We start from the raw sequence: 25,692 nt of genomic DNA on the forward strand, positions 1-25,692 counted from the left end.
GCCCTTAGCGTGTTGATTTCACACCTATTAATCTCGTCTTGAGCCACACCAGCAGGTCATCCAGGAAGGTAAACACCACCGGAATAATGAGGAGGCTGAGGACCGTGGAGGTTATCAGTCCACCGATGACGACAACGCCCATGGGTTGGCGGAAACTTGGGTCGCCCGAGACGAGACTGAGGGCAGCGGGCAGCATGCCACCGGCCATGGCGATGGTGGTCATGACGATGGGTCTTGCCCGCTTGTGGCAAGCGTCGATCAATGCATCGTAGCGGGACATGCCACCTCTGCGCGCCTCAATCGCATATTCGACGAGAAGAATGGAGTTCTTCGAGACGATACCCATCAGCAGCAGCAGGCCGATGACCGCAGGCATAGAGAAACTTGCTCCTTCCAGCACCAGTGGCAGCATGGCACCGCCGAAGGCGAGAGGCAGGGCCATCAGAATTGTCACCGGCTGAAGGAAATCGTGGAAGAGCAGGACCAGCACGGCATAGACACAGAAAATGCCGATGGCCATAGCCAGGCCGAAACTGCTGAACAGCTCGCTCTGCCGTTTCAATTCGCCCTGTTCGACAAATTTCACCCCTTGCGGCAGGTTCTGGTAGCTCGGCAGCTTTTCAGCCTCCGACTGAACGTCCGACAGGCTCCTGCCATTGAGTTCGACCGTGAGCGAGACATTGCGCGAGCGGTCCAGCCGGTCGATCTGGCTCGGGCTGGAACCCATGGTGATATCGGCAATCGTCCCGAGCGCGACATTGCCATCTCGCCCCTCCACAGGGATCAGCGATATGGCATCCAGAGACTGTCGATTGACCGTATCGAGCATGACACGCACAGGCACCTGCCGCTCCGGCAGGTTGAGCTTGGAGAGCGCCTCATCATAAGCACCTGACGTTGCAACACGCACGGCCTCGGCGATGGATTTAGACGTGACCCCTAGGGAGGCCGCCTCGGCCAGATCGGGTTTGATGGTGATTTCAGGTGCCTGCATTGCGGCTGACGACGTCACGTTGCCGATGCCTTGCAGGGTGCGCAAATCGGCCTCAAGGCTGGAGGCAGCCGTCTCCAGAAGATCGGAGTCGTCGCCCGCAAGCGTCAGCGTCAACTGGGTGCCGTTACCACCGGAACCGATCTCGATCCGCACACCGGGCAGCTTCTCTAACGCCTTTCGCAAATCGGCCTCAATCTGGGATTGTTTGATATCTCGGTCGTCGATGGGTGTCAGGTTAACGACGATGGTGGCGCTGTCTGTGTTAGCCGTGGACGTGCTGTTCATGCCGCCGGTCGATGCCGTGCCGGTTGCCTGAAATACCGAGGTCACATGGTCCACACCTGCAATGATGCTGGAGGCCTTTTGCGCGGTTTCGTCGGTCGATTTGATGGTCGATCCTGAAGGCGTGGTTAGCGTTACCTGCGTTTGTGCATTATCGGATGCTGGGAAAAAGCCCGTCGAAAGATGGCTTAACAGCAAAACCGTAAAGCCCATGAAAGCCGCAGTGCCGAGCACGGGTAGCCAGCGACGTTTCAGTGCGCCTTTCACAAGCCTGAGATAGGCCTGCATAATACGGCCATCCTCATCATGGCCCTTGCCGGTCGCCTTCATCAGATAGGCCGCCATCATCGGCGTCACCAGACGCGCAACCAGAAGGGAGGCAAGAACGGCGACGGAGGCCGTGATACCGAATTGCTTGAAGATGATGCCGGGTATGCCGCCCATGAATGCGGTCGGCAAAAATACGGCGACCAAAGTGAAGGTAGTGGCAATGACCGCAAGGCCGATCTCATCCGCCGCCTCCATCGCCGCATCATAGGGGCTTTTGCCCATATTGAGATGTCGCTCGATATTCTCGATTTCAACGATGGCATCGTCCACGAGAATGCCCACCACCAGCGAAAGCGCCAGAAGCGTGATCGTATTCAGGCTGTAGCCGAGCAGATACATGACGAGAAAGGTGGGAATGATGGAAAGCGGCAAGGCTACGGCGGCGAGAAGCGTCGCGCGCCAATCGCGAAGGAACAGCCAGACCACCAGAATGGCAATGATCGCCCCCTCATAGACCATGTGCATCGAGGATTCGTAATTCTGCTCCGTCGGTACGACGGTGTTATAGGCCTCTTCGATCGTCACCTGCGGATTGGCGGCGGCGAATATTTTGATCGCCTCACGAACGCGGTCTGTCACGGCGGTATCGGAATACCCTTTGGAGCGCTTGATTTGCGCGGCAATCACCGGCTTTCCATTGAGATAGGCCAGCGATGTCAGGTCGCTGTGAGTATCGGTGACCGTGGCAACCTCGTCCAGCCGAACCCAGCTACCCTTTGACAGCGGAATGGGCAGCGCGCGTATCTCATCCGCATTTTTGGCAGCCGCCAGCGTGCGAACCGACTGGCTTTCGCCGCCAATGCGCCCCTTGCCACCCGAGAGATCGGACTGCACCGCCTCTACCTGACTGTTGACGTCATTGGCCGTCAGACCCAGGCCATCCAGCAGATCAGCGTTCAACGCCACCCTGATCTCTCTATCGACACCGCCAAGCCTGCCGACCTCTCCAACGCCATCCACAGCCATCAGCGCGCGCGACATGTCGTTATCGATGAACCATGACAGTTCCGCATCGTCCAGCTTGTCGGAGTGAACCACATAGGTAATGAGCGGCGACGAATTGAGAGACTGTTTCGAAACGGTCGGCGCGTTCATATCCTGCGGCAGATCGGGTTGCGCCTGATCAACGGCGCTTTTGACCTCATCGAGCGCGACCTGCGTATCCTTGCCAACCTTGAAGGCTACGGAAATACTGACTGAACCATCGGTGATTGTCGTCGTGACGGAATCGAGCTGCGTCAAACCCGTCAGCTCATCTTCGATCTTGCGCGCAACTTCCGTCTCCAGCTGGGATGCCGCGGCTCCATCCAGCGATGCTGAAATCTCGATGGTCGGCAGATCCATATCGGGGAAATTCTGCACATCGAGGCGGTTGAACGCCCAGAGACCGCAGGCGGTCAAAAGTGCAAAAAGCAGGATTGGCGGAACCGGATTGCGGATGGACCAGGAGGAGAAATTCATTTCGCAGCCTGCCCATCGGCAACTTCAGCTGCCTCTACGACCCGCACGACCGAGCCATCCGCCAGAAAGGCGCCGCCCGATGCGACGATGCTATCCGCCTTTTCTATGCCCGAGAGAATCTCAACGCGATCCCCCTGCCGTCGGCCGGTATCGACACGTTTTCGCAAGACCGTATCCTGCTGGGATGGGTTCATGATGAAGATGTAGGAAAAGCCGTCTCTGAGTGTCACCGCCGAAGCGGGAACCGTGAGAGCATCGGTCTGGGCAAACTCGAAATGACCACTGACCAGAACGCCGGTCTTGGGTTGCGGCATGCCTGCGTCTGGATGCAGCGCGACATAGACAATGACTCGCCCGTTATCCGTGGACGAGGTGGGCGATATTAACCGCACCTCGCCATGAACATCACCCGCAGGCGTGGCGATGACGGCTTTCGTCCCTTCCTTCACGTCAGCCAGACGTTTGACCGGCAGTTCCGCGTTCCATTCCACCCGGTTCTGGCGGATCAGCTTGAACAACTCGTCGCCAGCATTGACGACCTTACCCAAGGAGGCGGAGCGGCTGGAAATCACCCCGTCATCAATCGCGTAGACCTTGGTTCGGTCCAGCGTCAGTTGCGCAGAGGCGAGTGATGCGCGCGCAGACGCAAGCTCCGCCTTGGCGGTGCGCTCGGTGATGAGATATTGCGTCGTCTGCTGGTTCGAAAGCGCGCCGGATCCGGTCAATCCGCGCGCGCGGTCTGCGTCGGCTACCGCCTGATCAAGCTCTGCCTGAGCCTTGTCGACAGAAGCCTTTTGTTGATCGAGTTCGGCCTGCGATGTCTTGGGGTCGAATTGGACCAGAAGGTCGCCCTTCTTCACAGCGGAACCGACATCTGCATTAACGCCGGTGATCCGCAGGCCGCTGACTTCGGCCGAGATGACAGCTTCCTCCCATGCTGCAAGTCGTCCACTGGCAGGAATTGTCACGGGCCAGGACGCGACCTCCGGCTTGGTCACGTTGACGCTCAGCGCCGCCGCACGGGTGGTCGTCTGTTGACTATCCTCACCGCGCGCATCGGTACTCAGGGTAAAAGCGAGTGCAACTGCAATCGCAGCAGGAATGAAGACATATTTTTGCATCAGCGTGTTCCATTAAGGGAGGCAACAGCAACATTGGCTGGCGAAGCCCAGCCGCCTCCAAGAGCCTTGTAGAGAGCAATCCAGTACTGGACCGCATCGCGCCGGATTTCGATAAGGCTGATGGCGGCGGACTGCGCAGACCGGCGTGCCTCCTCACGGTCGAGAATGCTGGCCCCGCCGGACCTCCAGTTCTGATCGATAGACCGGAAATAGCTCTGGTAATAGTCTGCGGCAGACTTGGCATCGTTGATGCGCTTCAGCGCCGTATTCACATTCACAAGCGCTGTCTCGACCTCGGAAACCGCACTCAGGACACCGTCCTTGTAACTCGCCACCGCGACATCATAATCCGCAACCGAACTTCTGACTGCTGCCCTCTTCGATCCCCCATCCAGCAGGGGAATGGACAGGGCTGGACCGAAGGACCATGGCACCGATCTGCCGGTAACGGTGGATTGGCTGATGGAGATCGATCCACTCAGGCTGAGGCTCGGATACATATCCGCCTTGGCAGCACCAACATCGGCAATCGTCGCGACAACTTCGGTCTCCAACTGGTTGATATCGGGCCGTTGCCGTAGGACCTCTGCCGGAACCGAGGCGATGCGTAGCTGGGACGGTTGCGGAATGCGGATCGGCCCGTGGTCGAGAAGCTTTCTGACAGCAGTCTCGTCACCACCCGTCAGCTGAACGATGGATTTGAGGAGGATTTCGCAATTCCCGCGCTGGGAGGTAAGGCTTGACGAAGACGATGCAGCACTGGCGCGGGCAAGCGCCAGATCGGCCGTCGAGGTGAAACCCGACTGTGCGGATTTTTCCGTCACCCGGATCGTTTCTTTCTGGGAGGCGAGTTCGTCACTGTAAAGCCGCTCCAGCTGCCGGCAGGCCCGGTACTGGACGTAATAATCACCGACTTCGGCGGCAACAGATACGCGCGCATCATGCCACGACCAGACCTTGCCCTGCGCTCTCGAAGCCGCGGCCTGCACCTGTTTCTTCGTTTTTCCGAAAAGATCGAGTTCCCACGACGCATCGAGCCCGCCGCTTTTGGTCGTTCCCGCCGAAAGCTTATTGAGATCGTCGCCCTTGTTGCCTTCGCGCGAAGCGGATGCGGAGCCATCGAGTGAGGGGAAAAGGCCTGCCTTGGTGCTGTCGAGCGTCGCCCGCGCCTTGTCGATATTGGCCACCGCTTCCTGAATGGACGGATTGTCCTGCTCTGCCATTCTCAGCAATGCATCCAGAGAGCCATCCTTGAAACTCGCCCACCAGGCCAGAAGATCGCTGGAGCGACCGCCATGGGGCAAGGTGGCGTGCCAGTGGGCCGCAACGACGGAGGCCGCAGGCTTCAGCTCACCAAGGCTTGTGCAGCCGGTGAGCACAACTGCCGTGGCGAAAACTGAAAAGGAATGAAAAACCGTAATGCGCATGGGATCCGGACTGCCTGAAAAAGCTCAAGGCCGTATTTTAGGGATCGCGATGTTAATGTCGGTCAAGAATACGTAAAGTTATGTAAAACTGCTGTATTCGCAGATGGTAAGCCTTAAAGGTCGTCCATCTACCCGATGGATTACACCATGACCCAGGTTCTTTTGATCGATGACGATACGGAACTCACCAATCTGCTTGGTGAGTATCTGACCGAGGAAGGTTTTGCCGTGGAAGCCACTGCCGACGGCAGGATCGGTGTCGCCAAAGCCCTGTCGCGATCAACCGATCTCATCGTTCTCGATATCATGATGCCGCGCATGAACGGCATCGAGGTTCTGCGCAAAATCCGGCAGGTCAGCGACGTGCCAGTCCTGATGCTGACGGCCCGTGGCGATGATGTCGATCGTATCTCCGGCCTCAACCTCGGCGCCGATGATTACGTGTCCAAGCCCTGCTCACCGGGAGAACTGGCGGCGCGCATACGCGCCATTCTGCGCCGGTCGGGCCGAAGCGAACGCGATGGTTCGGTGGAAGAAATCAGAACCGGCGATCTTGTTCTTTATCCCTCCAAGCGCACAGCCGAGTGGCACGGCACGCCGCTGGAGCTGACCGGTACGGAATTCAGCCTGCTTGAAGTTCTTGCGCGCTCCGCCGGCCAACTGGTTTCCAAGCAGGAAATTTCTCTTCGCGCCTTCGGCAAACCTTTGACCGCCTTCGACCGGCGCATCGACGTGCATATCAGCAGTATCCGTCAAAAACTGGGAACACGGGCAGACGAACAACCTTGGATACAGGCCGTAAGAGGCCGTGGCTATCAATTGTTGGAAGGCTAGAAATGCGTCGCCTGTTCTGGAAATTCTTTACCGTCGTATGGCTTGCCATGGCTGGCTCCATCGCGTTCCTATTTACCATCAGCGCATTGTTTCAATCGCCTTTCCAGGAAGAGCTCAGTCATCGCAAACAGGCGTTTGCGATGGAGACGACATCGCAGCTTTTGCAATCCAGCGGGCCGGACGCAGCAATGGCGCTGATTGCGGCGATGAAGAAAGCCGATCAGGATATCACCGTCAGCATCAATGCGGTTGGTCCAGCCACCGACTGCACAACAACGCAGGGCAGTGAATTCGCAACAAATCTCGTAAGCGACGGAAGTTGCTATCGCATCGAGATTGCAGGTCCCGATCAGGGCGTAATTTCCAAAACTTGGCCGCGCACCGTGCCATGGCTGGCTGCCCTTCTCGCAGCCGCGGCGGCTGCCTACTGGCTCGCGCGCTATTTCATCAGCCCAGTCGAGCAGCTCCGTTACGGACTTCGCGCGCTGGCAAATGGCCAGCTCGACGTTCGCATCGCCCACACAATCGGCAGCAAGCGCGACGAAATAACCTCGCTTGCCCACGATCTCGACATCACTGCCACACGTTTGCAGGAGCTTCAGAAAACGCAGCAGCAACTGTTTCACGATGTCTCGCACGAGCTTCGCTCGCCCTTATCGAGGCTACAAGCCGCAATCGGCGTCCTACAACAAAACCCGGCACGACTGACAGCTATGATCGAACGAATGGGACGCGAAGTGGAGCGCCTCGACCAACTGGTCGGCGAAATCCTGACGCTGGCCAGACTTTCCGAACGCGGTACCCCACGCTTCGAACGGCAAACGCTCGATGTCATCGACCTCGTTCGCGGGATCGTGGAAGACGCCAGTTTCGAAGGCCAGACACGCAAGGTGAAAGTCATCTACCAGGGCGTCGAGACATTCGTAGCATCAGTGAACGGCGAACTGATCTATCGGGCGCTGGAAAACGTCATCCGCAACGCGATAGCATATACCGAAACCGGAACATCGGTGCTCGTCACATCACAGGTGAGAGGCACCAATCTGTCACTCTCCATCCAGGACGAAGGGCTTGGCGTGCCAGAATCCCAACTCGAAACCATCTTCCAGCCCTTCTCCCAAAGCTCCACCGTCACCACCCGCTCCGGCTTCGGCCTAGGGCTTGCTATCACCCGCCGCGCAGCCGAATGGCACGGCGGCGGCGCAACCGCCAGCAATACGCCATCAGGTGGATTGCTGGTAGAAATCACCATTTCGGCAAATTCTGACCTTCGATGACGAGCAGCAGCGGACGCGCTTTCACGGCAACAAATCGAACTCTAAAGATTGTGGCACCTATGGCTGCAAGCCCGCGCACCGTGCCGTGTTACGAATATGCGCTTCCATTTCGCTTCGAGCCAGAGGACCGTCGTTTGCCCTTAGAGCGGAAATAATGCGTCGGTGTTCTGCGATGGATTGCCGCATTCTTTCCGGGTCCGTAATCGGGATTGGCTGGCGCTGGGTTTCGGTGACTTGATCCCGAACCGTCTGGTATAGGGCCTTCAGCATGGTGTTGGAGCAGGCGGACACGATGATGCCATGAAACTCCAGATCGGCATCGACATTGGCGAGCAAATCCTGATTGGCCCAGCAATCCTCCATAGTTTTGGTCGCCTTTTCCATCTTCTCCAGCTGTGTCTGGGACAGACGACCAGCGGAAAGGCGGGCGATCTCGCCTTCGAGCAGGATGCGGGTCTGGAAGACATCGAAGACGGAATAGCTTTCGGAGTAGCGCCACGGCGCCATGCCCGATTGGCCAGCCGCTCCATCACCAGCAGCCACGAATGTCCCGCGTCCGGCTTCCGTTTTCAAAAGGCCGAGGGTTTCCAGGGTTAGCAAAGCTTCGCGAAGAGATGCCCGGCTAATGCCGAATTTCTGGGAGAACTCACGCTGTGAGGGAATTTTTTCGCCTGCCTTCAATTGTCCGGCCTGAATCATGGCCTGGATTTCGCGGGCAACCGATTGTGGCACAAGCGTTTTGTTGAGCATTCGATCCCTGTTCCCTGAAAGCCGCCCCCGGCCCTTCCGATATATTTTTTAAGTAACATCTTGCAATGCATAAAAGCGCGTGCTTGTTTGGTCGGACTGGTCTGACCAGTTAGACCAACGTAGATTGGCTTGAAACATAAAACAAGGGGTTCTCGCATGCTTCACGTTTCGCGCATCAAAAGCACATTTCTCGCCGGACTGGTCTCAGCACTCGGCGTGTTTAACGTTCAGGCCGCCGATCTGACGGTCGGCGCCAATATCGGCAACGTTCCATGGGAATTCGAAGATGCCAGCGGCAAGGTCACCGGCTTCGAAGTCGACCTCGTCAACGAAATCGCCAAGCGGCTTGGCAAGTCGGTCGAGTTCGTCAACACGCCGTTCAACGGTCTGTTTCCTGCTGTCCAGTCCGGCCGTATCAACATGGCCATTTCCTCGATCACCATCACCGAAAAGCGCCTGGCGTCCGTCACCTTCGCGCAGCCCTATTACGATAGTGACCAGTCTTTGACGGTCACAGCCGCTTCCGGCATCACAGGTCTGAAGGGCATGAGCGGCAAGGTCGTCGGCGTCGATACGGGATCGACGGGCGACATGTGGGCCGAAGCGCATAAGGGCGAATACAAGCTTGGCGAAATCCGCAAGTTCGAAGGCTTGCAGCCAGCCATGCTCGATCTCGTGGCCGGTCGCATCGATGGCTATATCTCTGACATTCCGGCTCTGCTCTATTACGCCAAGGACAAGCCTGAGCTGAAGGTTGTCGAGCGCATCCCGACCGGTGAAAAATACTCGATCATGTTCAACAAGGGCGATCCGCTCGCCACTGAAGTCAATAAGGTCATCACCACGCTGAAGGGCGAAGGCTTCATTGCCAAGCTGCATGAGACATGGTTCGGCGCGAAAGCGGAGGACACGACCTCGACGGTTGCCGTTCTCGACATGCCGAAGGCCAAGTAAGGCTTGAACCGCATCCGGCGGGGCCAATCGCGCCCCGCCAGATTGCCAAGGGAGCCACTCCGGCATGAACCTCATCAATACCTTCTTCAATGTTCCCGTGTTCCTCAACAGCCTGCCGCAGCTGCTTTGGGGTCTGGTCGTCACGATCCAGATCGGCGTCACCAGCATTCTTTGCGGTCTGATAGGCGGCCTGTTTCTGGCGGTGGCACGTCTTTACGCTCCGGCTTTCTTCAAACTGCTGATCCGTGGTTACATCGACATTTTCCGGTCGATCCCGCTATTGGTGCTGCTGATTGTCGTCTATTACGCGCTGCCCTTCGTCGGCATCCGACTGTCGCCCTTCCTGTCTGCGGTCACTGCGCTGTCGCTGGTATCCGCCGCCTATACCGCCGAAATCTTTCGCGCAGGCATCGAGGCTGTGCCGCATGGGCAATTCGAGGCATCTGCCGCGCTTGGTCTCTCCAACCGCAACACCATGATCGATATTATCCTGCCGCAAGCCATCCGCATCGTCATTCCACCGCTGACCAACAACTGCATCAACGTCATGAAGGACACCGCCCTTGCCTCGGTGGTAGCCATGCCGGACCTGTTGAAACAGGCCACGCAAGCGCAGGCGCTGAACGCAAACCCGACGCCGCTGATCGGTGCTGCGCTCATTTATATCGCACTGCTCTGGCCGATGGTGGCCGTCGTGGCACGCCTTGAGAAACACTTCAGCCGGGGGAAACGCTGATGGAAAAGACCGCACCACCCCTCATTTCCATCCGTGGACTGACCAAGGCCTATGGCACCTTCACCGTGCTGCACGGAATCGATCTCGATGTGGCAGAAGGCGAAGTCGTCTGCGTGATCGGTCCTTCCGGGTCGGGCAAATCGACGCTCATCCGCTGCATCAACCATCTGGAAGCCTTTTCGCCTGACAGTACCATAACCGTGGATGGCATTCGCGTTGCCCCCGGTCCGGCGCTAGCCAAGGTGCGTGCCGAAGTCGGCATGGTGTTCCAGTCGTTTAATCTGTTTCCGCATATGACGGTTCTCAGAAACGTTATGATTGCCCCCATGCGGGTGCGAAAGACGCCGGAAGCGGAGGCTGAACGCAAGGCACGAGAGCTTTTGGCCCGCGTCGGCATTTCCGAGCAGGCGGAAAAATTTCCCGGCCAACTCTCAGGCGGCCAGCAGCAGCGTGTGGCGATTGCCCGGGCGCTTGCCATGGAGCCGCGTGTTCTGCTGTTCGATGAGCCGACATCGGCGCTCGATCCTGAAATGGTCGGCGAAGTGCTGGATGTGATGCGCAAGCTGGCGGGCACCGGTGTGACCATGGTGATCGTCACCCACGAGATGGGCTTTGCCCGTCAGGTGGCGGACCGCGTCATCTTCATGGATGGCGGCAGGCTGGTGGAGTCCGGCACGCCTTCAGACATTTTCGACAATCCACAAGAGGCAAGGACACGCGGCTTCCTTCGCGCCGTCCTCAATCATTGAATAAAAGACCATTCGGGAGACACCAGGAATGACCACCCCTTCACCGCTTGACCTCGATTACGTACGCAGCCAGTTTCCGGGCCTGTCGCGCGGCTGGACTTTCTTCGACAACGCCGGCGGATCGCAAACTCTGAAAGGCGCGCTGGAGCGCATCAATACGTTTCTGATCGAAAAGAACGTGCAAATCGGCGGCTCCTACGCGGTTTCGCAAAGTGCGGCCAATGCACTTTATGAGGCACGGACTGCGGCCATGCATCTGGTCAACGCGTCGAGACCGGAAGAAATCATCTTCGGCAGTTCCACCACGGCGCTGCTGCAGAACCTTGCCCGCGCCATGCAAAGCCAATTGTCTGCGGGCGATGAAATCATCGTCACCGTCAGCGACCACGAATCCAACATCGGCCCCTGGGACCGTTTGCAGGATGCGGGCATCACGCTCAAATTCTGGCCGCTGAACAAGGAAACACTGACGCTCGATCTTGCCGATCTCGCACTGCTGATGAGCGAGCGCACCAAGATGGTCTGCGTCACCCATGTCTCCAACATTCTCGGCTCGATCAATCCTGTCAGAGAGATCGCCGACTTCGTGCATGCGCGCGGCGCGAAGATTTGCGTCGATGCCGTGGCCTATGCCCCACACCGCGCCGTCGATGTGCAGGCGTTCGACGTCGATTATTACGTCTTCAGCCTCTACAAGACCTATGGTCCGCATTATGCACTGATGTATGGCAAATACGATCTGCTGCTCGAGCTTGATACGCTCTACCATTACTTCTACGGCAAGGACAAAGTGCCGGGCAAGCTGGAGCCGGGCAACCCGAACTATGAGCTGGCCTATTCCACCTGCGGCATCGTCGATTACCTGACGACACTCGGCGAGCAGGCAGGCGTGACCGGCACGGTGCGCCAGAAAATCGAGGCGGCATTTGCAGCCATCACGGCGCAGGAGAACCTCCTGACCGAACGCCTGCTAAGCTACCTGCGCTCCCGTAACGATTGCCGGATCGTTGGGCAGACCAGCAACCATGATGAGACACGCGTGCCGACGATTGCCTTCCGCTTCGATGGCCGCGAGGCGGGTGACCTCTGCAAGGCAATGGACGGCGAACAGATTGCCATGCGCTTTGGGGATTTCCACTCCCGTCGGCTTGCCGAATATCTCGAGTTGACCGACCATGGCGGCATGCTGCGGGTTTCCATGGTGCATTACAACACGCTGGAAGAGGTGGATCGCTTCACGGCAGCGCTTGAGCGTATTCTGGCTGGCGATGCGGGATTTGCGAAGGCAAGCTGAGCTGTGAACGACAGGAAGGACAGGGAATGATGCGTTTCGATACGGTGATCAGACACGGAACCGTGGTGACGGCAAGCGACACTTTCGTCAGCGATGTCGGCATCAAGGATGGTCGTATCGTCGCACTTGCCGCTGAACTGACCGACGCAGACGAGATCATCGATGCCACCGGCCTTTTCGTTCTGCCCGGCGGCATCGACAGCCACGTCCATCTCGACCAGCCCTCCGGCGATGGCATCGTCATGGCCGATGATTTTGACAGCGGCACCCGCTCGGCTGCCATCGGCGGCAACAGCACGGTTCTGGCCTTCTGCATGCAGGAGAAGGGGCAGTCCCTGCGCGAGGCGTTGAAGGTCTATCACGCCAAGGCGCAAGGCAAATGCCATGTGGATGTGTCCTTCCATCTCGTCATCACCGACCCGACTGCCGAAGTTCTGGGGCAGGAGCTTCCGGCGCTGGTGGAGGATGGCTACACCTCACTGAAGGTCTTCATGACCTATGAAGGCTTGCGGCTTCGCGACGATGAAATCCTCGCCACGCTGGATACGGCACGCCGCACCGGCGCTCTCGTGATGGTTCATTGCGAGAACGAGGATGCCATTCGCTACCTCATCGGTCGCCATGAGGAGGACGGCAAATTCGAACCGAAATATCACGCAACGACACGACCGATTGCCGCCGAGCGCGAGGCAACGCACCGGGCGCTCTCGCTTGCGGAAATCGTCGATGTCCCCATCGTCATCGTTCACGTCTCCAACCGTGAGGCGATGGAAGAAATCCGCCGGGCACGTCAGCGCGGCCAGAAAATCGTCGGTGAAACCTGCCCGCAATATCTGATGCTGACCGCAGACGATCTTGACCAGAGCGAGATGGAAGGTGCCAAATATGTCTGCTCCCCGCCACCGCGTGACAAGGCGAGCCAGGATGCCTGCTGGGAAGGGCTGGAACAGGGCGTGTTCGACCTGTTTTCATCCGACCATTGCCCATTCCGCTTCGATGACGCAGAGGGAAAACTGAACGAGAAAGGCAAACGGCATTTCCGCTGGATTCCCAACGGCATCCCCGGCGTCGCCACCCGCCTGCCCATCCTGTTTTCGGAAGGTGTGATGAAGGGCCGGATCGACATCAACCAGTTCGTCGCCGTTACTTCCACCAATCACGCCAAGCTTTACGGCCTCTACCCGCGCAAGGGCACGATTGCCGTTGGCGCGGATGCCGACATCGCCTTGTGGGACCCGAACAAGCGCGTCACCCTCACCAACGAGATGCTGCACCATGGCGCGGATTATACGCCTTACGAGGGGCTGGATATCAGGGGCTGGCCGGTGCGCCTGTTATTACGCGGCAAGAACATCGTGCAGGACGGACATTTCGCCGCGCCGTCCCCACATGGAAGCTATCTGCCGCGCGAACGGTCATCGCTCACCAAGCAGCGTTCTGAGGCATTGAGCTGAGCATCAAACAAAACATCTGATTGCCCGGCATTCAGTCAATGCCGGGTATGGAGGCCATTTCTTCGAATATTTGCGGCCTTGATCGGACAAATGTTTTGCGTCCGGCTTTCCAGCCAGCCAGGGTTTGCGCCCCGGATCGTATGGCGCTGCGGTGGTTCGGGGCGTCAAGGACGACGATGTCTGCCACCGCGCCCACAGCCAATCCATAATCTGCTCTCATAATCTTCGCGGCATGCGCGCTGGCCATCTGAAAAACCGAGTCTATATCTTCATCACGGGAAAACTGCATAACATTGGCATAGAGATTGGCCATCCGTCCCAGTGAGGCATCTCCGAATGGGGTAAAGGGGTTCAGAACATTGTTGGTCGCGATTGCAGCCTGCACTCCCTCTTTCAGCAAAAGATGTGCCGGTGTAACACCGCGCGGGATGTTGAACTGCTGATCGCGCCCCATCAGAAACAAATCTGTCGCGGGCAAAACCGTCACGGCAATCCCGGCGGCGGCGATTTTGCGCGCGACCATCGAACGTGCTGCCGGATCAAGCGCGGAGAGGTTGGTTACATGGCCAATCGTCACTCGCCCGCCGTAGCTATTCGCACGGGTTGCGTCGATAACGGCCGGCAAATCAGTTCTTGCAGGATCGAGGCTGAAATCCAGATGGAAATCCACATCGACATCATGCCTTCTGGCCAGCGCAAAGATGCGGCTGATATGCTCCTCCGGTCGCGGGTCGGTGTAGGGACAGCCACCGATCACATCGGCACCGGTTCGTAGAGCCTCGTCCAGCATCTCTTCCGTTTCAGGCTCCTGCGTCAGCCCCTCCTGTGCGAAAGCGCAAATCTGGATGTCGATTGCGAAGGAAAATTGCTCACGAACGCGCTTTATGGCTGCAAATGAGCGCATGCCAGCGCGTGGATCGATCTCCACAAAGGTGCGCATGCGCGTGGTGCCGTGGGCAATGGCTTGCCGGACGATGGCGCAAGCCCGCTCAAAAACGTCTTCTTCGGAAAATCCGGCCTTGGCTTTTGCAGTTTCGCGCACAGCTTCTTCCAGCGTACCAGCACAGATCGTGCAGCGCTCCAGGATGCACGCTTTGTCGAGATGGATATGGCTATCGACAAAGCCGGGAAAGGCGAAGTTGCCCTCAATATCCTCTTCCGTCACGGCATCGCAGCGGATGTTTGCGCCAATCGCCACGATGCGCCCGTCCTTTGCCGCAATATCCACCGGTTCCGTCTGATCTGCCAGTTGCGCATTTCGAAAAACGAGATCAGCGAGCATGTCGGGCCTCAAATACCAATGGCGCAGCCATCGCTGCGGGGATCATGCGCACCGTCCATCCAGCCGTCACCATTCAACCGGATTACCCCCGCCTGCCCGGCCAGCGCGCTCAGGGCAGGAATAGCGATGGTTTCGTGGCCCATGGCATGCAATGTCTCGATAACCTCGTCGCCAACTGAAGCTTCAATCTTCAGATTGTCGCGCGTGTCGGAAAAGGTTCGTCCGAGAAGAAACCGTGGCGCGGAAAGCGCGGACAACGGATCGAAGCCGTGGTCTATGAGGCGGCTTAATAGCAACGTCAGCGTCTGCGGCTGCCCATCGGCACCTTGCGTGCCATAGAGAAGGTGCGGTTTACCGTCCCGCAAACCAATGCCGGGATTGAGCGTGTAAAATGGCCGCTTGCCGGGTGCCAGAACATTCGGGCTCATCGGATCTGCGCTGAAGGCCGCACCGCGATTTTGCCAGACAATGCCTGTGTCGCCAAGCAAGACACCACTTCCCCAATCATAATAGGTGCTCTGTAGAACGCTGGCGCAACGGCCTTCTTTATCGACTGCGGAGAGGTAGACCGTATCACCGTGCTGGTAGGGCGAAGGCCAGGCAAGAGCGTTTTCTCGGTCTATCTCTGCGGCTTTGCTGGACAAGTTGAGAGTATCCAGCAACTCTGCGCAATGTTGGGCCACAAAATCCGGATCGGCAATTTGCCCACGGTCGAGAAAGGCCTGCTTCACCGCCTCGACGCAGAGATGATAGAACTCTGCGGATGACGGGTCCACGTTTGCCATGTCGAAATGAGACAGGACGCCCATAATCCCAAGCGTCGTTACGCCTTGCGATGGTGGTGGTGGCGCGAGAAGTTCGATGCCTCGATAGATCATGGAAATGGGCTCGACCATCTGTGCAGCGGTCTTTTGCAAGTCACCCAGGCGGATAGGACTACCCGCCGTCTCCAGAGCATTTGCGATGCGTTGAGCAAGCTCGCCCTCGTAGAATTCCCGGTGGCCGTAAAGAGCGATCCGCTCCAGAACGGAAGCCAGTTGCGGTTGCCGCTGAATACCCTCAGTCACGAAATGGTTTTCGAAACCCGGCCATTTGGAAATTTCGGCTGCGCGAAATGCGTGCCAATGCTTTTGCGATCGGCTGACCGGAAAACCCTGTGCCGCCAGCTCAATCGCGTCCGCGAGCAGCGTGGGCAGGCTCTCCGTTCCCTGCCAGTTCTCGGACGAGTATCGCAACACCTCGCCCCAACTATCGACAAGTGCCGCTGTTGTCAGCGCCGATAGCGGGCCGCGTTGCGAGATGGCATCAAGCGCGGGCAGATGTTCGGCCGCCTGCCCGATCCCCATGATCGTCTGGCGACGACCGGAGCCATCCGCCACGATCCAGATTGCATCTCCGCCCAACCCGCAAAAATGCGGATAGAGAACGGTGAGCGCTGCACCGGCGGCAATCACCGCTTCGATCGCCGTGCCTCCACGCCGCAAGACCTTCGCACCAGCCTCGCTCGCCGTGTGATGCGGCGTTGTGACCATGCCCTTATTGGACCGGGCCGCCGTTTTTTCCGACTGACGCATGCGTGCTCCTAATCGGATACGGAAATATAGCGGCTGAGAATCTCGGTGATATCTGGCCCATCATCCTTCTCGTCCACCTTGGCCCGGTCTTCGACGGCATGCAGGTGATGATCCATAATGCGCATCGCGGTCTCGGCATCGAGGTTCTTCAAGGCCTCGATCAACTGGACATGCTCATCAATACCGCATTCGGCAGAATGCGGACGTCCGAAACGGGCGAGAATGAGCGATGAGCGCGAGACGATCTGGCTGATGAAATCAATCAGCAGTTTGGAGCCCGTCAGTTCGGCAAGAAGAATGTGGAACTCGCCTGCAAGCCGGATAGACCTTGGGGACGATGCCTGTAGAGCGCGCTCTTCCTCGCGCACATGACTGATGAGCGCATCGATACCGTCTCTTGGCATACGCTTGCACAGGCGACCTATGACCTCTCGCTCAAGGCACCGCCTCAGCGCAAAAACCTCTTCCGCTTCTTCCAGCGTCGGCATGGCAACAGCTGCACCACGGTTGGGCTTGATCTCCACCAAGCCATCGGAGGCAAGCCGCAACAAGGCGTTACGGGCGCTTGTTCGACTGACACTAAAGGTATCGCCAATGGAGTCCTCCGGCAACTTCGTGCCAGGCTTCAAGGCCTGTTCAAGGATCGCACGACGAAGAGAGGCGTAGATCGCGTCACTTCTGCTGAGATTTGTCGACATAAGCTGCTCGTTGTCTGATGCAATTTTGATCATGTCTCGCACAATTATTGTACAAAATCTATCCCTTTAAATTGCATGCAATTTCTTATTGCGTTTGTATTCATACTGAATTAGCCTCAGCCACAGTTTGCGAAAAAGAGCGAAAAAGCCGTTTGCAACAGCGGGTTTCAACAGCACTCACTCCAATTTAGCGACCAAATGTCGGATAAATTGAATGCAATCCGAGGGGATCTACAAATGCAATTATCCAGAATTTTGATGGCAGGCGCAGCACTGCTGACACTCGCTATGCCCGCGTCCGCGACAACTTTGAATTGGGGCGCTTCCCGCGACATCAGTTCGCTTGACCCATATTCCTACGGCGACAGTTTTGCGCTCGGTGTGCTCAATCACGCCTATGAAGGCTTGATGCGGTATGATCGAAACCTGAAGCTCGAGCCTGCACTTGCGGTCTCATATGAAATCGTCTCGCCTACCACATGGCGCTTCAAACTCCGCGAGGGCGTGAAATTCCACAATGGAGCTGATTTCACGGCAGACGATGTTCAGGCATCGCTTGTGCGTGCGACCAACCCGAAGTCACCGCTGCGTGGCAACATTCCTGCCTATAAGGGCTCGCGCGTCATCGATGCCCACACCATCGAAATCGATGTCTCTGCCAATTACCCGCTGCTGCTGAACGACCTGACGACAATCTATATCTTCGATGCGGGTTGGCTGAAGGACAACAATGCGGAAGCACCGACCGATGTCGGCTCCGGCACTGAGGGTTACGCCACCTACAATGAAAACGGCACCGGCCCCTTCAAAGTGGAAAGCCGCCAGCCGGATGCAAAAACCGTATTCGTGAAATATGACGGCTGGTGGGACAAGCCTCAGCACAATATCGACCGCATCGAGCTCACGCCGATTGCCTCAAGCGCAACCCGCGTCGCAGCACTTTTGTCCGGCGATATCGACTTTACGGATCAGGCACCGGTGCAGGATTTGCCGCGGCTCGAAGCTGCCTCCGGGCAGGTCAAGCTTCTCGAAGGGACCGATCTTCGCACCGTCATGATCGGTTTCAGCCAGCGTGACCAGTTGCTGTCGGGTGCACCCAACCCGATGAAGGATCTGCGCGTTCGCCAGGCCATGCAGCTCGCCATCGATCTCGATCTTATTCAGAAACGCGTGATGCGCGGCAAGTCCCGCAATGCCGGTGCCCTCGTCGCACCACAGATACCGGGATATGATGCGGCACTGGACCAGCCGATCAAGGCCGATCCGGAAAAGGCAAAAGCACTTCTCAAGGAGGCTGGCGCTGAAGGTTTCGAGTTCGAATTCAACTGTGCAGACACCTTGGTCAATGAAGAGCAGATGTGCCAGGCCGTTGCGTCCATGTGGTCACGTGTTGGCCTCAAGCCGAAACTCGACCAAGGCCCTCGGGCCGTCCAGACACCAAAGCGGTCTGCCGGAAAGGTTGATGTCTACACCCTCGGCTGGGCCACTCTGCCCATGCTGGATGCATACAGCCTGACGTCGCAGGTTCTCCACACCAAGGAAGGTTCATTCGGGATTTTCAACTGGGGTGGCTGGTCTGACAAGGAATTCGACAAGGTGACGGAAGCATCGGCGGTTGAGCTCGACACGACCAAGCGCCTTGCACTGGAAGCACAATCGCTGAAGATCGCCAAGGATCACGCGCTGATGATCCCGCTCCACCAGCAGCCGCTGGCCTGGGCCACAAGCGCCAAGATTGCCGATTTCCCGCTGTTTTCGGATAACCTCCCACGTTTGTGGCTGGTGAAGATGTAATCCGAGCCCCCGCCAAGATTTTTGGCGGGGGACCGTTCCTTCATGTGGGCCAGATCAAGGACACTTCACCATGCTCGCTTTCCTCATCAAGCGGATCGGCAACGCCGTTCTCGTGATGCTGACGGTCGCTTTCTTTGCCTTTCTTATCTTCCGTTTTCTGGGAGATCCCGTCGAGATGATGGTCAATGAAAGCGCGACCCAGGTTGATCGCGACGAATTGCGCGGACGCCTCGGCCTGAACGACGGCTTCCTCGTGCAATATGTGCGCTTTGTCGCCAATGCCGCGCAGGGGGAATTCGGCCTGTCTTGGCGCAATCAGCAGTCCGTGCTGGGTCTTATTGCCGAACGATTTCCAGCCACTTTCGAACTGGTCATCATCGCCACCATTCTCTCGCTGGCCATCGGCATACCGCTGGGTGTTTTCACGGCCATTGGCCGAGGAAAATGGTGGGCGGAAAGCCTTCAGTTCAGCTCGATCATCGGTGTATCCCTGCCGAGTTTTCTGGTGGGCATTCTCCTGATCCTGATATTTTCCGTTACGCTCGGCTGGTTGCCGGGTTATGGGCGAGGCGATGTGGTGCGGATCGGCTGGTGGTCCACAGGGCTGCTGACACCTTCAGGCCGCGCCGCTGTCATCCTACCGTCCCTGTCGCTGTCCCTTTTTCAGATCACCCTTGTCATGAGGCTGGTTCGCGCGGAAATGCTGGAAACGTTGCGGGCGGATTTCATCAAATTTGCCCGTGCACGTGGCGTAAGACGGCGCGCCCTGTGGTTTCGTCATGCACTCAAGAACTGTCTGATGCCCGTCGTTACCTTGACCGCCATGCAGGTGGGCAACCTGATTGCGTTTGCCCTCGTCACTGAAACGGTTTTCCAGTGGCCAGGCATGGGAATGCTGTTCATGCAGGCCGTCACCTTCGTGGATATCCCCGTCATGGCGGCCTATCTGTGCATCGTGTCCTTCATCTTCGTAACGCTGAATACCTTCGTCGATATCGCCTATGCGGTGATCGACCCGCGTCTGCGCGCCGCGTGACAGGAGCATCACCATGACCGCCATCGAACCGACGCAGACAACGACCAAACCAACACCATCGCGATTGGCACGGTTGCTACAATCCGATCTGGGATGGAGCTTCACCCATCATCCATCCGCCATTATCGCGGCAATCCTGCTTCTGGTGCTGATCGCATCGGCTTTTCTGGCTCCGTTGTTCACGGTGCAGAACCCTTACGATCTCGCCTCTCTGGATTTGCTGAACGCCGAGATACCACCGATCTGGATGGCCGAGGGACAATGGCCCTACATTCTCGGCACCGACGTTCAGGGGCGCGATCTGTTGTCAGCCATCCTTTATGGATCGCGGGCGTCCATTATCATCGGTGCCGCGTCCGTCGCCGTGTCGCTGGTGGTTGGGTCAACGCTCGGACTGATTGCCGGCTACCACGGCAAATGGGTAGACAGTCTGTTGATGCGCGCGGGTGATGTGCTGCTGTCCATGCCAACGATGCTCATCGCCATTCTCGTCTCAGCACTCGCCCGGCAGCTGCTGCCGCCCTATGTGCGTGAAGCAGGCGCATCCGGCGTCATCGTGTTTGCGATCTCGCTGTCTGCGTGGGTGCAATATGCGCGGACCGTGCGGGCGCAGACCATGGTCGAGCGCAACAAGGAATATGTGCAGGCGGCAAGGCTCATCCGCGTGCCGACATGGCGCATCATGTTGAAACACATCCTTCCCAACACCACGACGCCCCTGCTGGTGACTGCCACGCTGAACTTCGGCCTTGGTATCCTGATCGAGGCAACGCTGTCTTTCCTCGGTGTTGGCATGCCGCCGGAACAGCCATCGTTGGGAACGCTGATCCGCATCGGCAATCAGTATCTGTTCTCCGGTCTGTGGTGGATCGTGCTTTTTCCGGGCCTTCAGCTCTGTCTGCTCGTTGTGTCCATCAACGTGCTCGGCGACTGGCTGCGCGACGCCCTTAACCCCAAATTACGCTGAGGCATTTTGATGACCGATCTTCTGATTACCAACGCAAGACCCATGGGTGGCGTAAAGGCCGATATCCTGATCAAGGACGGACGCATTGCTGCAATCGGCGAGAAGTTGGCAGCCGACGGCGTTCCTGTCGAGGATGCCGGTGGACGCATCGCCATTCCCGGTCTGGTCGATGCCCATACCCATCTCGACAAGTCGCTGCTGGGATATCCCTGGTACGTCAACACGGTTGGCCCGCGGCTGATCGACAAGATCGACAATGAGCGCGCGGTAAAGCGTGAATACGGCCTCGACGCACATGTGCAATCCATGCGGCAATCGTTGCAGTCTGTGGGCTATGGCACGACGCTGATCCGCACCCATGTCGACATCGACACCGACCAGGGTTTGATCGCACTGGAAGGCGTCATGGAAACGCGGCGTCAGCTTGCGGACGTTGTCGAAATTGAAATTGTCGCCTTCCCGCAATCAGGACTGATGCGCAGACCCGGCACCGCCGAGCTGCTGGACAAGGCCATGGAAATGGGTGCCGATCTGGTTGGCGGTCTCGATCCTTGCGGCATGGATCGCGATCCGAAAGGACATCTCGATACCATCTTCGCCATTGCCGAAAAACACGGTAAAGGCATCGATATCCATCTCCACGAAGGCGGAGAGCTGGGTGCATTCTCCATGGAGATGATCTTCGAGCGTATCCGTGCCATGGGTATGCAGGGCAAGGTCGCGGTCAGCCATGCCTTCTGCCTGGGCCTTCCGGATTGGAACGTCTCGCAAGCACTGATCGATACCTGTGCCGAGCTGGATATCCCTATTTTCACAACGGCACCCCCATCTCGTGAAGTCCCGTCGCTGAAACGTCTGCATGCGTCGGGTGTTCGCTTCGGTGCCGGGGTGGATGGTTTCCGCGACACATGGGGACCCTATGGCAATGGAGACATGCTGGAACGGGCCATGCTGCTGGGCATGAAGAACAATCTGCGCCGCGATGACGAGCTTGCCATGGCTCTCGACGTCTGCACCACCGGTGGCGCTCTGGCGATGGATCGTCCCGCCCATGCACTTGAGGTGGGCGGTCGTGGTGACGTCGTGCTTGTCGAAGGCGAAAGCGTCGGCGAAGCTATCGTTACACACCAGCCGCGCAAACTCGTGGTCACGGCGGGCAATATCGTTGCGCGCGACGGTGCAAGCCTGAGAGCACGACCATGACGAATGCTGACTGGTCCACGCTCCCTCTCGGCAAACGCCCGCCCGGTCGCTGGGCGCTGGCCGCGCGTTACGTGATTGCCGACATGCCGGACGGCAGACGCCTGATCAACGGCGGTGAAGTTGTCATCGAGAATGACCGCGTCATCTGGGTCGGGTCCCGCTTTGGCGGCGAGTTGGCCGCACGTTACGACATGGGTGACGCCCTTATCGGCCCTGGTTTTGTCGATCTCGATGCGCTCTCCGATCTCGATACGACCGTGCTCGCAATGGACAACCAGCCCGGCTGGAAAAAGGGGCGGGTCTGGCCTTCCGATTACGCAGCAAGAGCCTATGAAATGTATACACCAGAGGAGCTGGCCTTCCAGAAGCGTTATGCGTTCGCTCAGCTGCTTCTTAATGGCATCACCTCGGCGCTACCCATCGCGTCGCTTTTCTATCGCGCTTGGGGCGAAACGGTCGCCGAATTCGAGGCAGCCGCCGTCGCCGCAGAAGAACTCGGCATCCGCGTCTGGCTTGGCCCGGCCTATCGCACAGGCGGCGTCATCCTTGACGAAGCGGGCGCTATGCAGCCGGTGTTTGACGAGGCGCGTGGACTTAGCGAGCTTTCGGACGCTGCGGCTTTTGCCAAAAGGGTTGACGGCGCCGGAAATGGACTGATATCGGGCATGTTCGCTCCGGACCGTGTCGAAACCTGCACGGAGGAACTGCTGCGACAGACATTTGGCCTTGCCGATGATCTGGATATGCCCGTGCGTTTGCACATGGCGCAGGGCGAAATGGAATTGCAAACCGTCCAGCGCCTACATGGCACCACCGCTCCGCAATGGCTTGATGGTCTCGGCTTCCTCTCCTCTAGACTGATCGCGCCGCATGCGACAGTGGCGACCGACGACGATCTGCTGCGGTATGCGGCAAACGGCGTCACCGTCGCCCATTGTCCGCTTGTGTCTGCGCGGCACGGGTCGTCGCTCAAATCCTTTTCCCGACTGAAAGCGAAGGGCATTCGCATCGGCATGGGCACCGATACGGCCCCGCCCGACATGGTGTTGAACATGGCCGTTGGTATGATGGCAAACAGGATTGCGGAAGCGCGCGTTGATGCCGGATCGGCCACGGAGTTCTACGATGCAGCGACCCTTGCAGGAGCCGACGCCCTGAAGCGCCCTGATCTTGGACGCATTGCGCCAGGTGCAAAGGCCGATATCGCAGTATTCGACATGGCGGACCGGAGGATCGCGCCGAGCATCGATCCCATCCAGACGCTTCTCTATGGCGCTACTGGTCGCGTCACCCGCGCGACAATCGTCGATGGGCGGATTTCCATGCGCGACGGGCAAGTGGCCGGAATCGATCTCGTCGCTGCCCGAAGCCAGGCGCAGCAACAATTTGACGGTCTGATCGCGCGTTATCCTGAGCGCACCTACGACCATCCATCGGTGGAGGACATCTTTCCGCCCAGCTATCCTTCCTTTCAGAGTGAGGTGTCGTCATGAACTCTGCAAGTGCCTCTCCTGCTCTTGAAGTCAAAGGTCTTTCTGTCGAATTCCCAACCCGCGGTGGCGTTCTGACGGCGTTGTCCGATGTGTCCCTGACGATTGCTCGGGGCGAGATCCTCGGTGTCGTGGGCGAGTCGGGTGCAGGAAAGTCGATGACCGGCATGGCCGTTCTCGGACTTCTTGAACCGCCAGGTCGCGTCGCTTCCGGCGAAATTCATATTGGCGGCAAACGGACGGATAATCTGAACGATGACGAGATGGAAAATGTGCGAGGCCGCATGGTCGGGGCCATATTTCAGGACCCGCTGACCTCGCTCAATCCCCTGTTTTCCGTCGGTCAACAACTCATCGAAACCATCCGGCTGCATTCAGACCGGAACCGTGCGCAGGCGCGGCTTCATGGCGTTCACCTGCTGCAACAGGTGGGCATTCCCGGTGCGGACGAGCGCATCGATCATTATCCGCACCAGTTTTCCGGCGGCATGCGGCAACGCGTCGTGATCGCATTAGCACTTGCTGGAAATCCGCAACTGATCATCGCCGATGAACCGACAACGGCGCTTGATGTCTCGATACAGGCGCAGATTACCAGCCTGCTGCGCAAGCTGTGCCGGGAGCAAGGTGCCGGCGTCATGTTAGTCACCCACGACATGGGGGTGATCGCAGAGACGGCTGACCGCGTCGCAGTGATGTATGCGGGCCGCATCATCGAGATCGGCACTGTTGAGGATGTCATCTCCCGCCCGAAACATCCTTACACGCGCGGCCTGATGGGCTCGATTCCAGCGCTTGGCGCGCGTGTCGAACACCTCACCCAGATAGACGGTGCCATGCCACGACTGAATGCCATTCCGCCTGGCTGCGCCTTCAATCCACGCTGTCGTGCCGTCGGTCCACGCTGTCTCAAAATCCGCCCGGCGCTGATACCCCAGGCCCACGGTGCCGTCGCCTGCCTGCTACATGATGGAGGTGTTGCATGAGAAGTTCCCAAAATGCCCTTGAGGTCGATCAGCTAACGCGGGTCTTCGATGTTTCGACGCCCTGGCTGAACAGGATGATCGAGCGCAAGCCGAAACGTTATCTGCATGCCGTGCAGGATGTCACCTTCATCGTCCAAAAGGGCAAGTGCCTGGCACTTGTCGGCGAGTCCGGCTGCGGGAAATCGACGGTAGCGCGGCTCGTGACGCGGCTTTACGCCCCGACCGAAGGAGCCATCGTCTTCGCACCGGCCAGCGACGGCAAGCCGATGGAAGCGCAGATGATTTTCCAGGACCCGCATGCAAGCCTCAATCCGCGCTGGCGCGTCGGCGATATCATTGCCGAACCCATCCGCGAATTCGGCCTGCGCGACAGTGCAGAGGCCGTGACCGAGCGTGTGGCCGATCTGCTGAAGATCGTTGGCCTCTCACCCGATGACAGCAAGCGTTATTCGCATGAGTTTTCCGGTGGTCAGCGTCAGCGTATCTCGGTTGCCCGTGCACTGGCCAGCGAGCCGGAATTCCTCGTCTGCGATGAACCGACATCGGCTCTCGATGTCTCGGTGCAAGCGCAAATCCTCAATCTGATGCGCAAGCTTCAGGACGAGCTTGGGCTAACATACCTGTTTATCAGCCACAACCTGGCCGTCGTGCGCCACATGGCAGACCGGATTGCGGTGATGTATCTCGGGCGGATCGTGGAGGAAGCTGATACGGAAGTCCTGTTCGCTAACCCGCAGCACCCCTACACGAAGTTGCTGCTCGAGACGATCCCGGATGTGGCCTCCCCCAATCGTGACCGGGCACTGATGGGCGGCGAACCGCCCAGCCCGCTTGATCCCCCAAAAGGTTGCGCCTTCCACCCACGCTGTCCGCTTGCAGCAGATATTTGCAGCACGGAAGCACCAGTTTCACGCGTGCGCCAAGGCGGCGGTGTTGTCGCTTGCCACATGGCCCCGCTTTAGTGCGGCACCGCGCGATAACGTATATGAGGAGAATTTT

General features: G+C 58.3%; 21 protein-coding genes. 14 read left to right on the top strand and 7 right to left on the bottom strand.

What is annotated here, in order from left to right; translation table 11 throughout:
* Positions 1 to 4: 4 nt before the first annotated feature.
* The 3 genes from DSM25558_RS19760 to DSM25558_RS19770 are packed head-to-tail and all read right to left on the bottom strand — an operon-like array spanning position 5 to position 5,615.
* On the bottom strand, positions 5 to 3,067 hold the full coding sequence (locus DSM25558_RS19760; protein WP_077106404.1) for an efflux RND transporter permease subunit: 3,063 nt from the start codon (positions 3,065 to 3,067) through the stop codon (positions 5 to 7).
* Entirely contained in the window at positions 3,064 to 4,188 is a 1,125-nt protein-coding gene (locus DSM25558_RS19765) for an efflux RND transporter periplasmic adaptor subunit (RefSeq protein ID WP_077106405.1), read from the bottom strand. The genes DSM25558_RS19760 and DSM25558_RS19765 overlap by 4 nt, the downstream gene beginning before the upstream one ends.
* Positions 4,188 to 5,615, bottom strand: a complete 1,428-nt coding sequence (locus DSM25558_RS19770) for an efflux transporter outer membrane subunit (protein WP_077106406.1) — start codon at positions 5,613 to 5,615, stop codon at positions 4,188 to 4,190. The genes DSM25558_RS19765 and DSM25558_RS19770 overlap by 1 nt, the downstream gene beginning before the upstream one ends.
* A gap of 147 nt (positions 5,616 to 5,762) precedes the next feature.
* On the opposite strand from DSM25558_RS19770, the gene DSM25558_RS19775 reads away from it, so the two are divergent.
* Both DSM25558_RS19775 and DSM25558_RS19780 read left to right on the top strand, forming a co-directional pair.
* Entirely contained in the window at positions 5,763 to 6,449 is a 687-nt protein-coding gene (locus DSM25558_RS19775) for a response regulator (RefSeq protein ID WP_077106441.1), read from the top strand.
* 2 nt (positions 6,450 to 6,451) lie between these two features.
* Positions 6,452 to 7,726, top strand: a complete 1,275-nt coding sequence (locus DSM25558_RS19780) for a HAMP domain-containing sensor histidine kinase (protein ID WP_077106407.1) — start codon at positions 6,452 to 6,454, stop codon at positions 7,724 to 7,726.
* 57 nt (positions 7,727 to 7,783) lie between these two features.
* Here DSM25558_RS19780 and DSM25558_RS19785 read toward each other — a convergent pair whose 3' ends face one another.
* The gene (locus DSM25558_RS19785; RefSeq protein WP_077106408.1) at positions 7,784 to 8,476 is read right to left on the bottom strand and encodes a FadR/GntR family transcriptional regulator; all 693 of its coding nucleotides are present in this window, start codon (positions 8,474 to 8,476) and stop codon (positions 7,784 to 7,786) included.
* Between the two features lie 156 nt (positions 8,477 to 8,632).
* Here DSM25558_RS19785 and DSM25558_RS19790 point away from each other — a divergent pair, with 156 nt between their 5' ends.
* From DSM25558_RS19790 to hydA, 5 genes are all read left to right on the top strand, one after another.
* The gene (locus DSM25558_RS19790) at positions 8,633 to 9,430 is read left to right on the top strand and encodes an ABC transporter substrate-binding protein (protein ID WP_077106409.1); all 798 of its coding nucleotides are present in this window, start codon (positions 8,633 to 8,635) and stop codon (positions 9,428 to 9,430) included.
* 64 nt (positions 9,431 to 9,494) lie between these two features.
* Complete coding sequence (locus DSM25558_RS19795) at positions 9,495 to 10,166, top strand: amino acid ABC transporter permease (protein WP_077106410.1); 672 nt, start codon at positions 9,495 to 9,497, stop codon at positions 10,164 to 10,166.
* Positions 10,166 to 10,915 carry an amino acid ABC transporter ATP-binding protein gene (locus DSM25558_RS19800; protein WP_077106411.1) on the top strand — a complete coding sequence of 250 codons (750 nt, stop codon included), beginning with the start codon at positions 10,166 to 10,168 and terminating at the stop codon, positions 10,913 to 10,915. The genes DSM25558_RS19795 and DSM25558_RS19800 overlap by 1 nt, the downstream gene beginning before the upstream one ends.
* 28 nt (positions 10,916 to 10,943) lie before the next feature.
* Positions 10,944 to 12,209: a cysteine desulfurase-like protein gene (locus tag DSM25558_RS19805; RefSeq protein ID WP_077106412.1), complete on the top strand. Its 1,266-nt coding sequence runs from the start codon at positions 10,944 to 10,946 to the stop codon at positions 12,207 to 12,209.
* 29 nt (positions 12,210 to 12,238) lie between these two features.
* A complete protein-coding gene (hydA, locus tag DSM25558_RS19810) occupies positions 12,239 to 13,663 on the top strand; it encodes a dihydropyrimidinase (RefSeq protein ID WP_077106442.1) in 1,425 nt (474 codons plus the stop codon).
* A gap of 31 nt (positions 13,664 to 13,694) precedes the next feature.
* Here the strand turns inward: hydA and DSM25558_RS19815 are convergent, their stop codons facing one another.
* Genes DSM25558_RS19815 through DSM25558_RS19825 form a run of 3 tightly spaced genes read right to left on the bottom strand, consistent with a single transcriptional unit; the run spans position 13,695 to position 17,217 of the window.
* A complete protein-coding gene (locus DSM25558_RS19815) occupies positions 13,695 to 14,945 on the bottom strand; it encodes an amidohydrolase family protein (protein WP_077106413.1) in 1,251 nt (416 codons plus the stop codon).
* 8 nt (positions 14,946 to 14,953) lie between these two features.
* On the bottom strand, positions 14,954 to 16,519 hold the full coding sequence (locus DSM25558_RS19820; RefSeq protein WP_077106414.1) for a gamma-glutamyltransferase family protein: 1,566 nt from the start codon (positions 16,517 to 16,519) through the stop codon (positions 14,954 to 14,956).
* Between the two features lie 8 nt (positions 16,520 to 16,527).
* Positions 16,528 to 17,217, bottom strand: a complete 690-nt coding sequence (locus DSM25558_RS19825; protein ID WP_077106443.1) for a GntR family transcriptional regulator — start codon at positions 17,215 to 17,217, stop codon at positions 16,528 to 16,530.
* A 237-nt stretch (positions 17,218 to 17,454) separates the two neighbouring features.
* On the opposite strand from DSM25558_RS19825, the gene DSM25558_RS19830 reads away from it, so the two are divergent.
* The 7 genes from DSM25558_RS19830 to DSM25558_RS19860 all read left to right on the top strand — a co-directional run bounded on the left by DSM25558_RS19830 (position 17,455) and on the right by DSM25558_RS19860 (position 25,655).
* Positions 17,455 to 19,011, top strand: a complete 1,557-nt coding sequence (locus DSM25558_RS19830; protein ID WP_077106415.1) for an ABC transporter substrate-binding protein — start codon at positions 17,455 to 17,457, stop codon at positions 19,009 to 19,011.
* Positions 19,012 to 19,081: 70 nt separating this feature from the next.
* Positions 19,082 to 20,047: an ABC transporter permease gene (locus tag DSM25558_RS19835; protein WP_067653066.1), complete on the top strand. Its 966-nt coding sequence runs from the start codon at positions 19,082 to 19,084 to the stop codon at positions 20,045 to 20,047.
* A gap of 13 nt (positions 20,048 to 20,060) precedes the next feature.
* On the top strand, positions 20,061 to 21,014 hold the full coding sequence (locus DSM25558_RS19840; RefSeq protein WP_077106416.1) for an ABC transporter permease: 954 nt from the start codon (positions 20,061 to 20,063) through the stop codon (positions 21,012 to 21,014).
* A gap of 9 nt (positions 21,015 to 21,023) precedes the next feature.
* The gene (locus tag DSM25558_RS19845; RefSeq protein ID WP_077106417.1) at positions 21,024 to 22,217 is read left to right on the top strand and encodes an amidohydrolase family protein; all 1,194 of its coding nucleotides are present in this window, start codon (positions 21,024 to 21,026) and stop codon (positions 22,215 to 22,217) included.
* A complete protein-coding gene (locus tag DSM25558_RS19850; RefSeq protein WP_077106418.1) occupies positions 22,214 to 23,710 on the top strand; it encodes an amidohydrolase family protein in 1,497 nt (498 codons plus the stop codon). Before DSM25558_RS19845 ends, DSM25558_RS19850 begins: the two co-directional genes overlap by 4 nt.
* Complete coding sequence (locus DSM25558_RS19855) at positions 23,707 to 24,693, top strand: ABC transporter ATP-binding protein (RefSeq protein WP_077106419.1); 987 nt, start codon at positions 23,707 to 23,709, stop codon at positions 24,691 to 24,693. Before DSM25558_RS19850 ends, DSM25558_RS19855 begins: the two co-directional genes overlap by 4 nt.
* On the top strand, positions 24,690 to 25,655 hold the full coding sequence (locus tag DSM25558_RS19860; RefSeq protein WP_077106420.1) for an ABC transporter ATP-binding protein: 966 nt from the start codon (positions 24,690 to 24,692) through the stop codon (positions 25,653 to 25,655). The genes DSM25558_RS19855 and DSM25558_RS19860 overlap by 4 nt, the downstream gene beginning before the upstream one ends.
* Positions 25,656 to 25,692 lie beyond the last annotated feature (37 nt).

The organism is Agrobacterium sp. DSM 25558, assembly GCF_900100825.1.
Taxonomy (GTDB): Bacteria; Pseudomonadota; Alphaproteobacteria; order Rhizobiales; family Rhizobiaceae; genus Agrobacterium.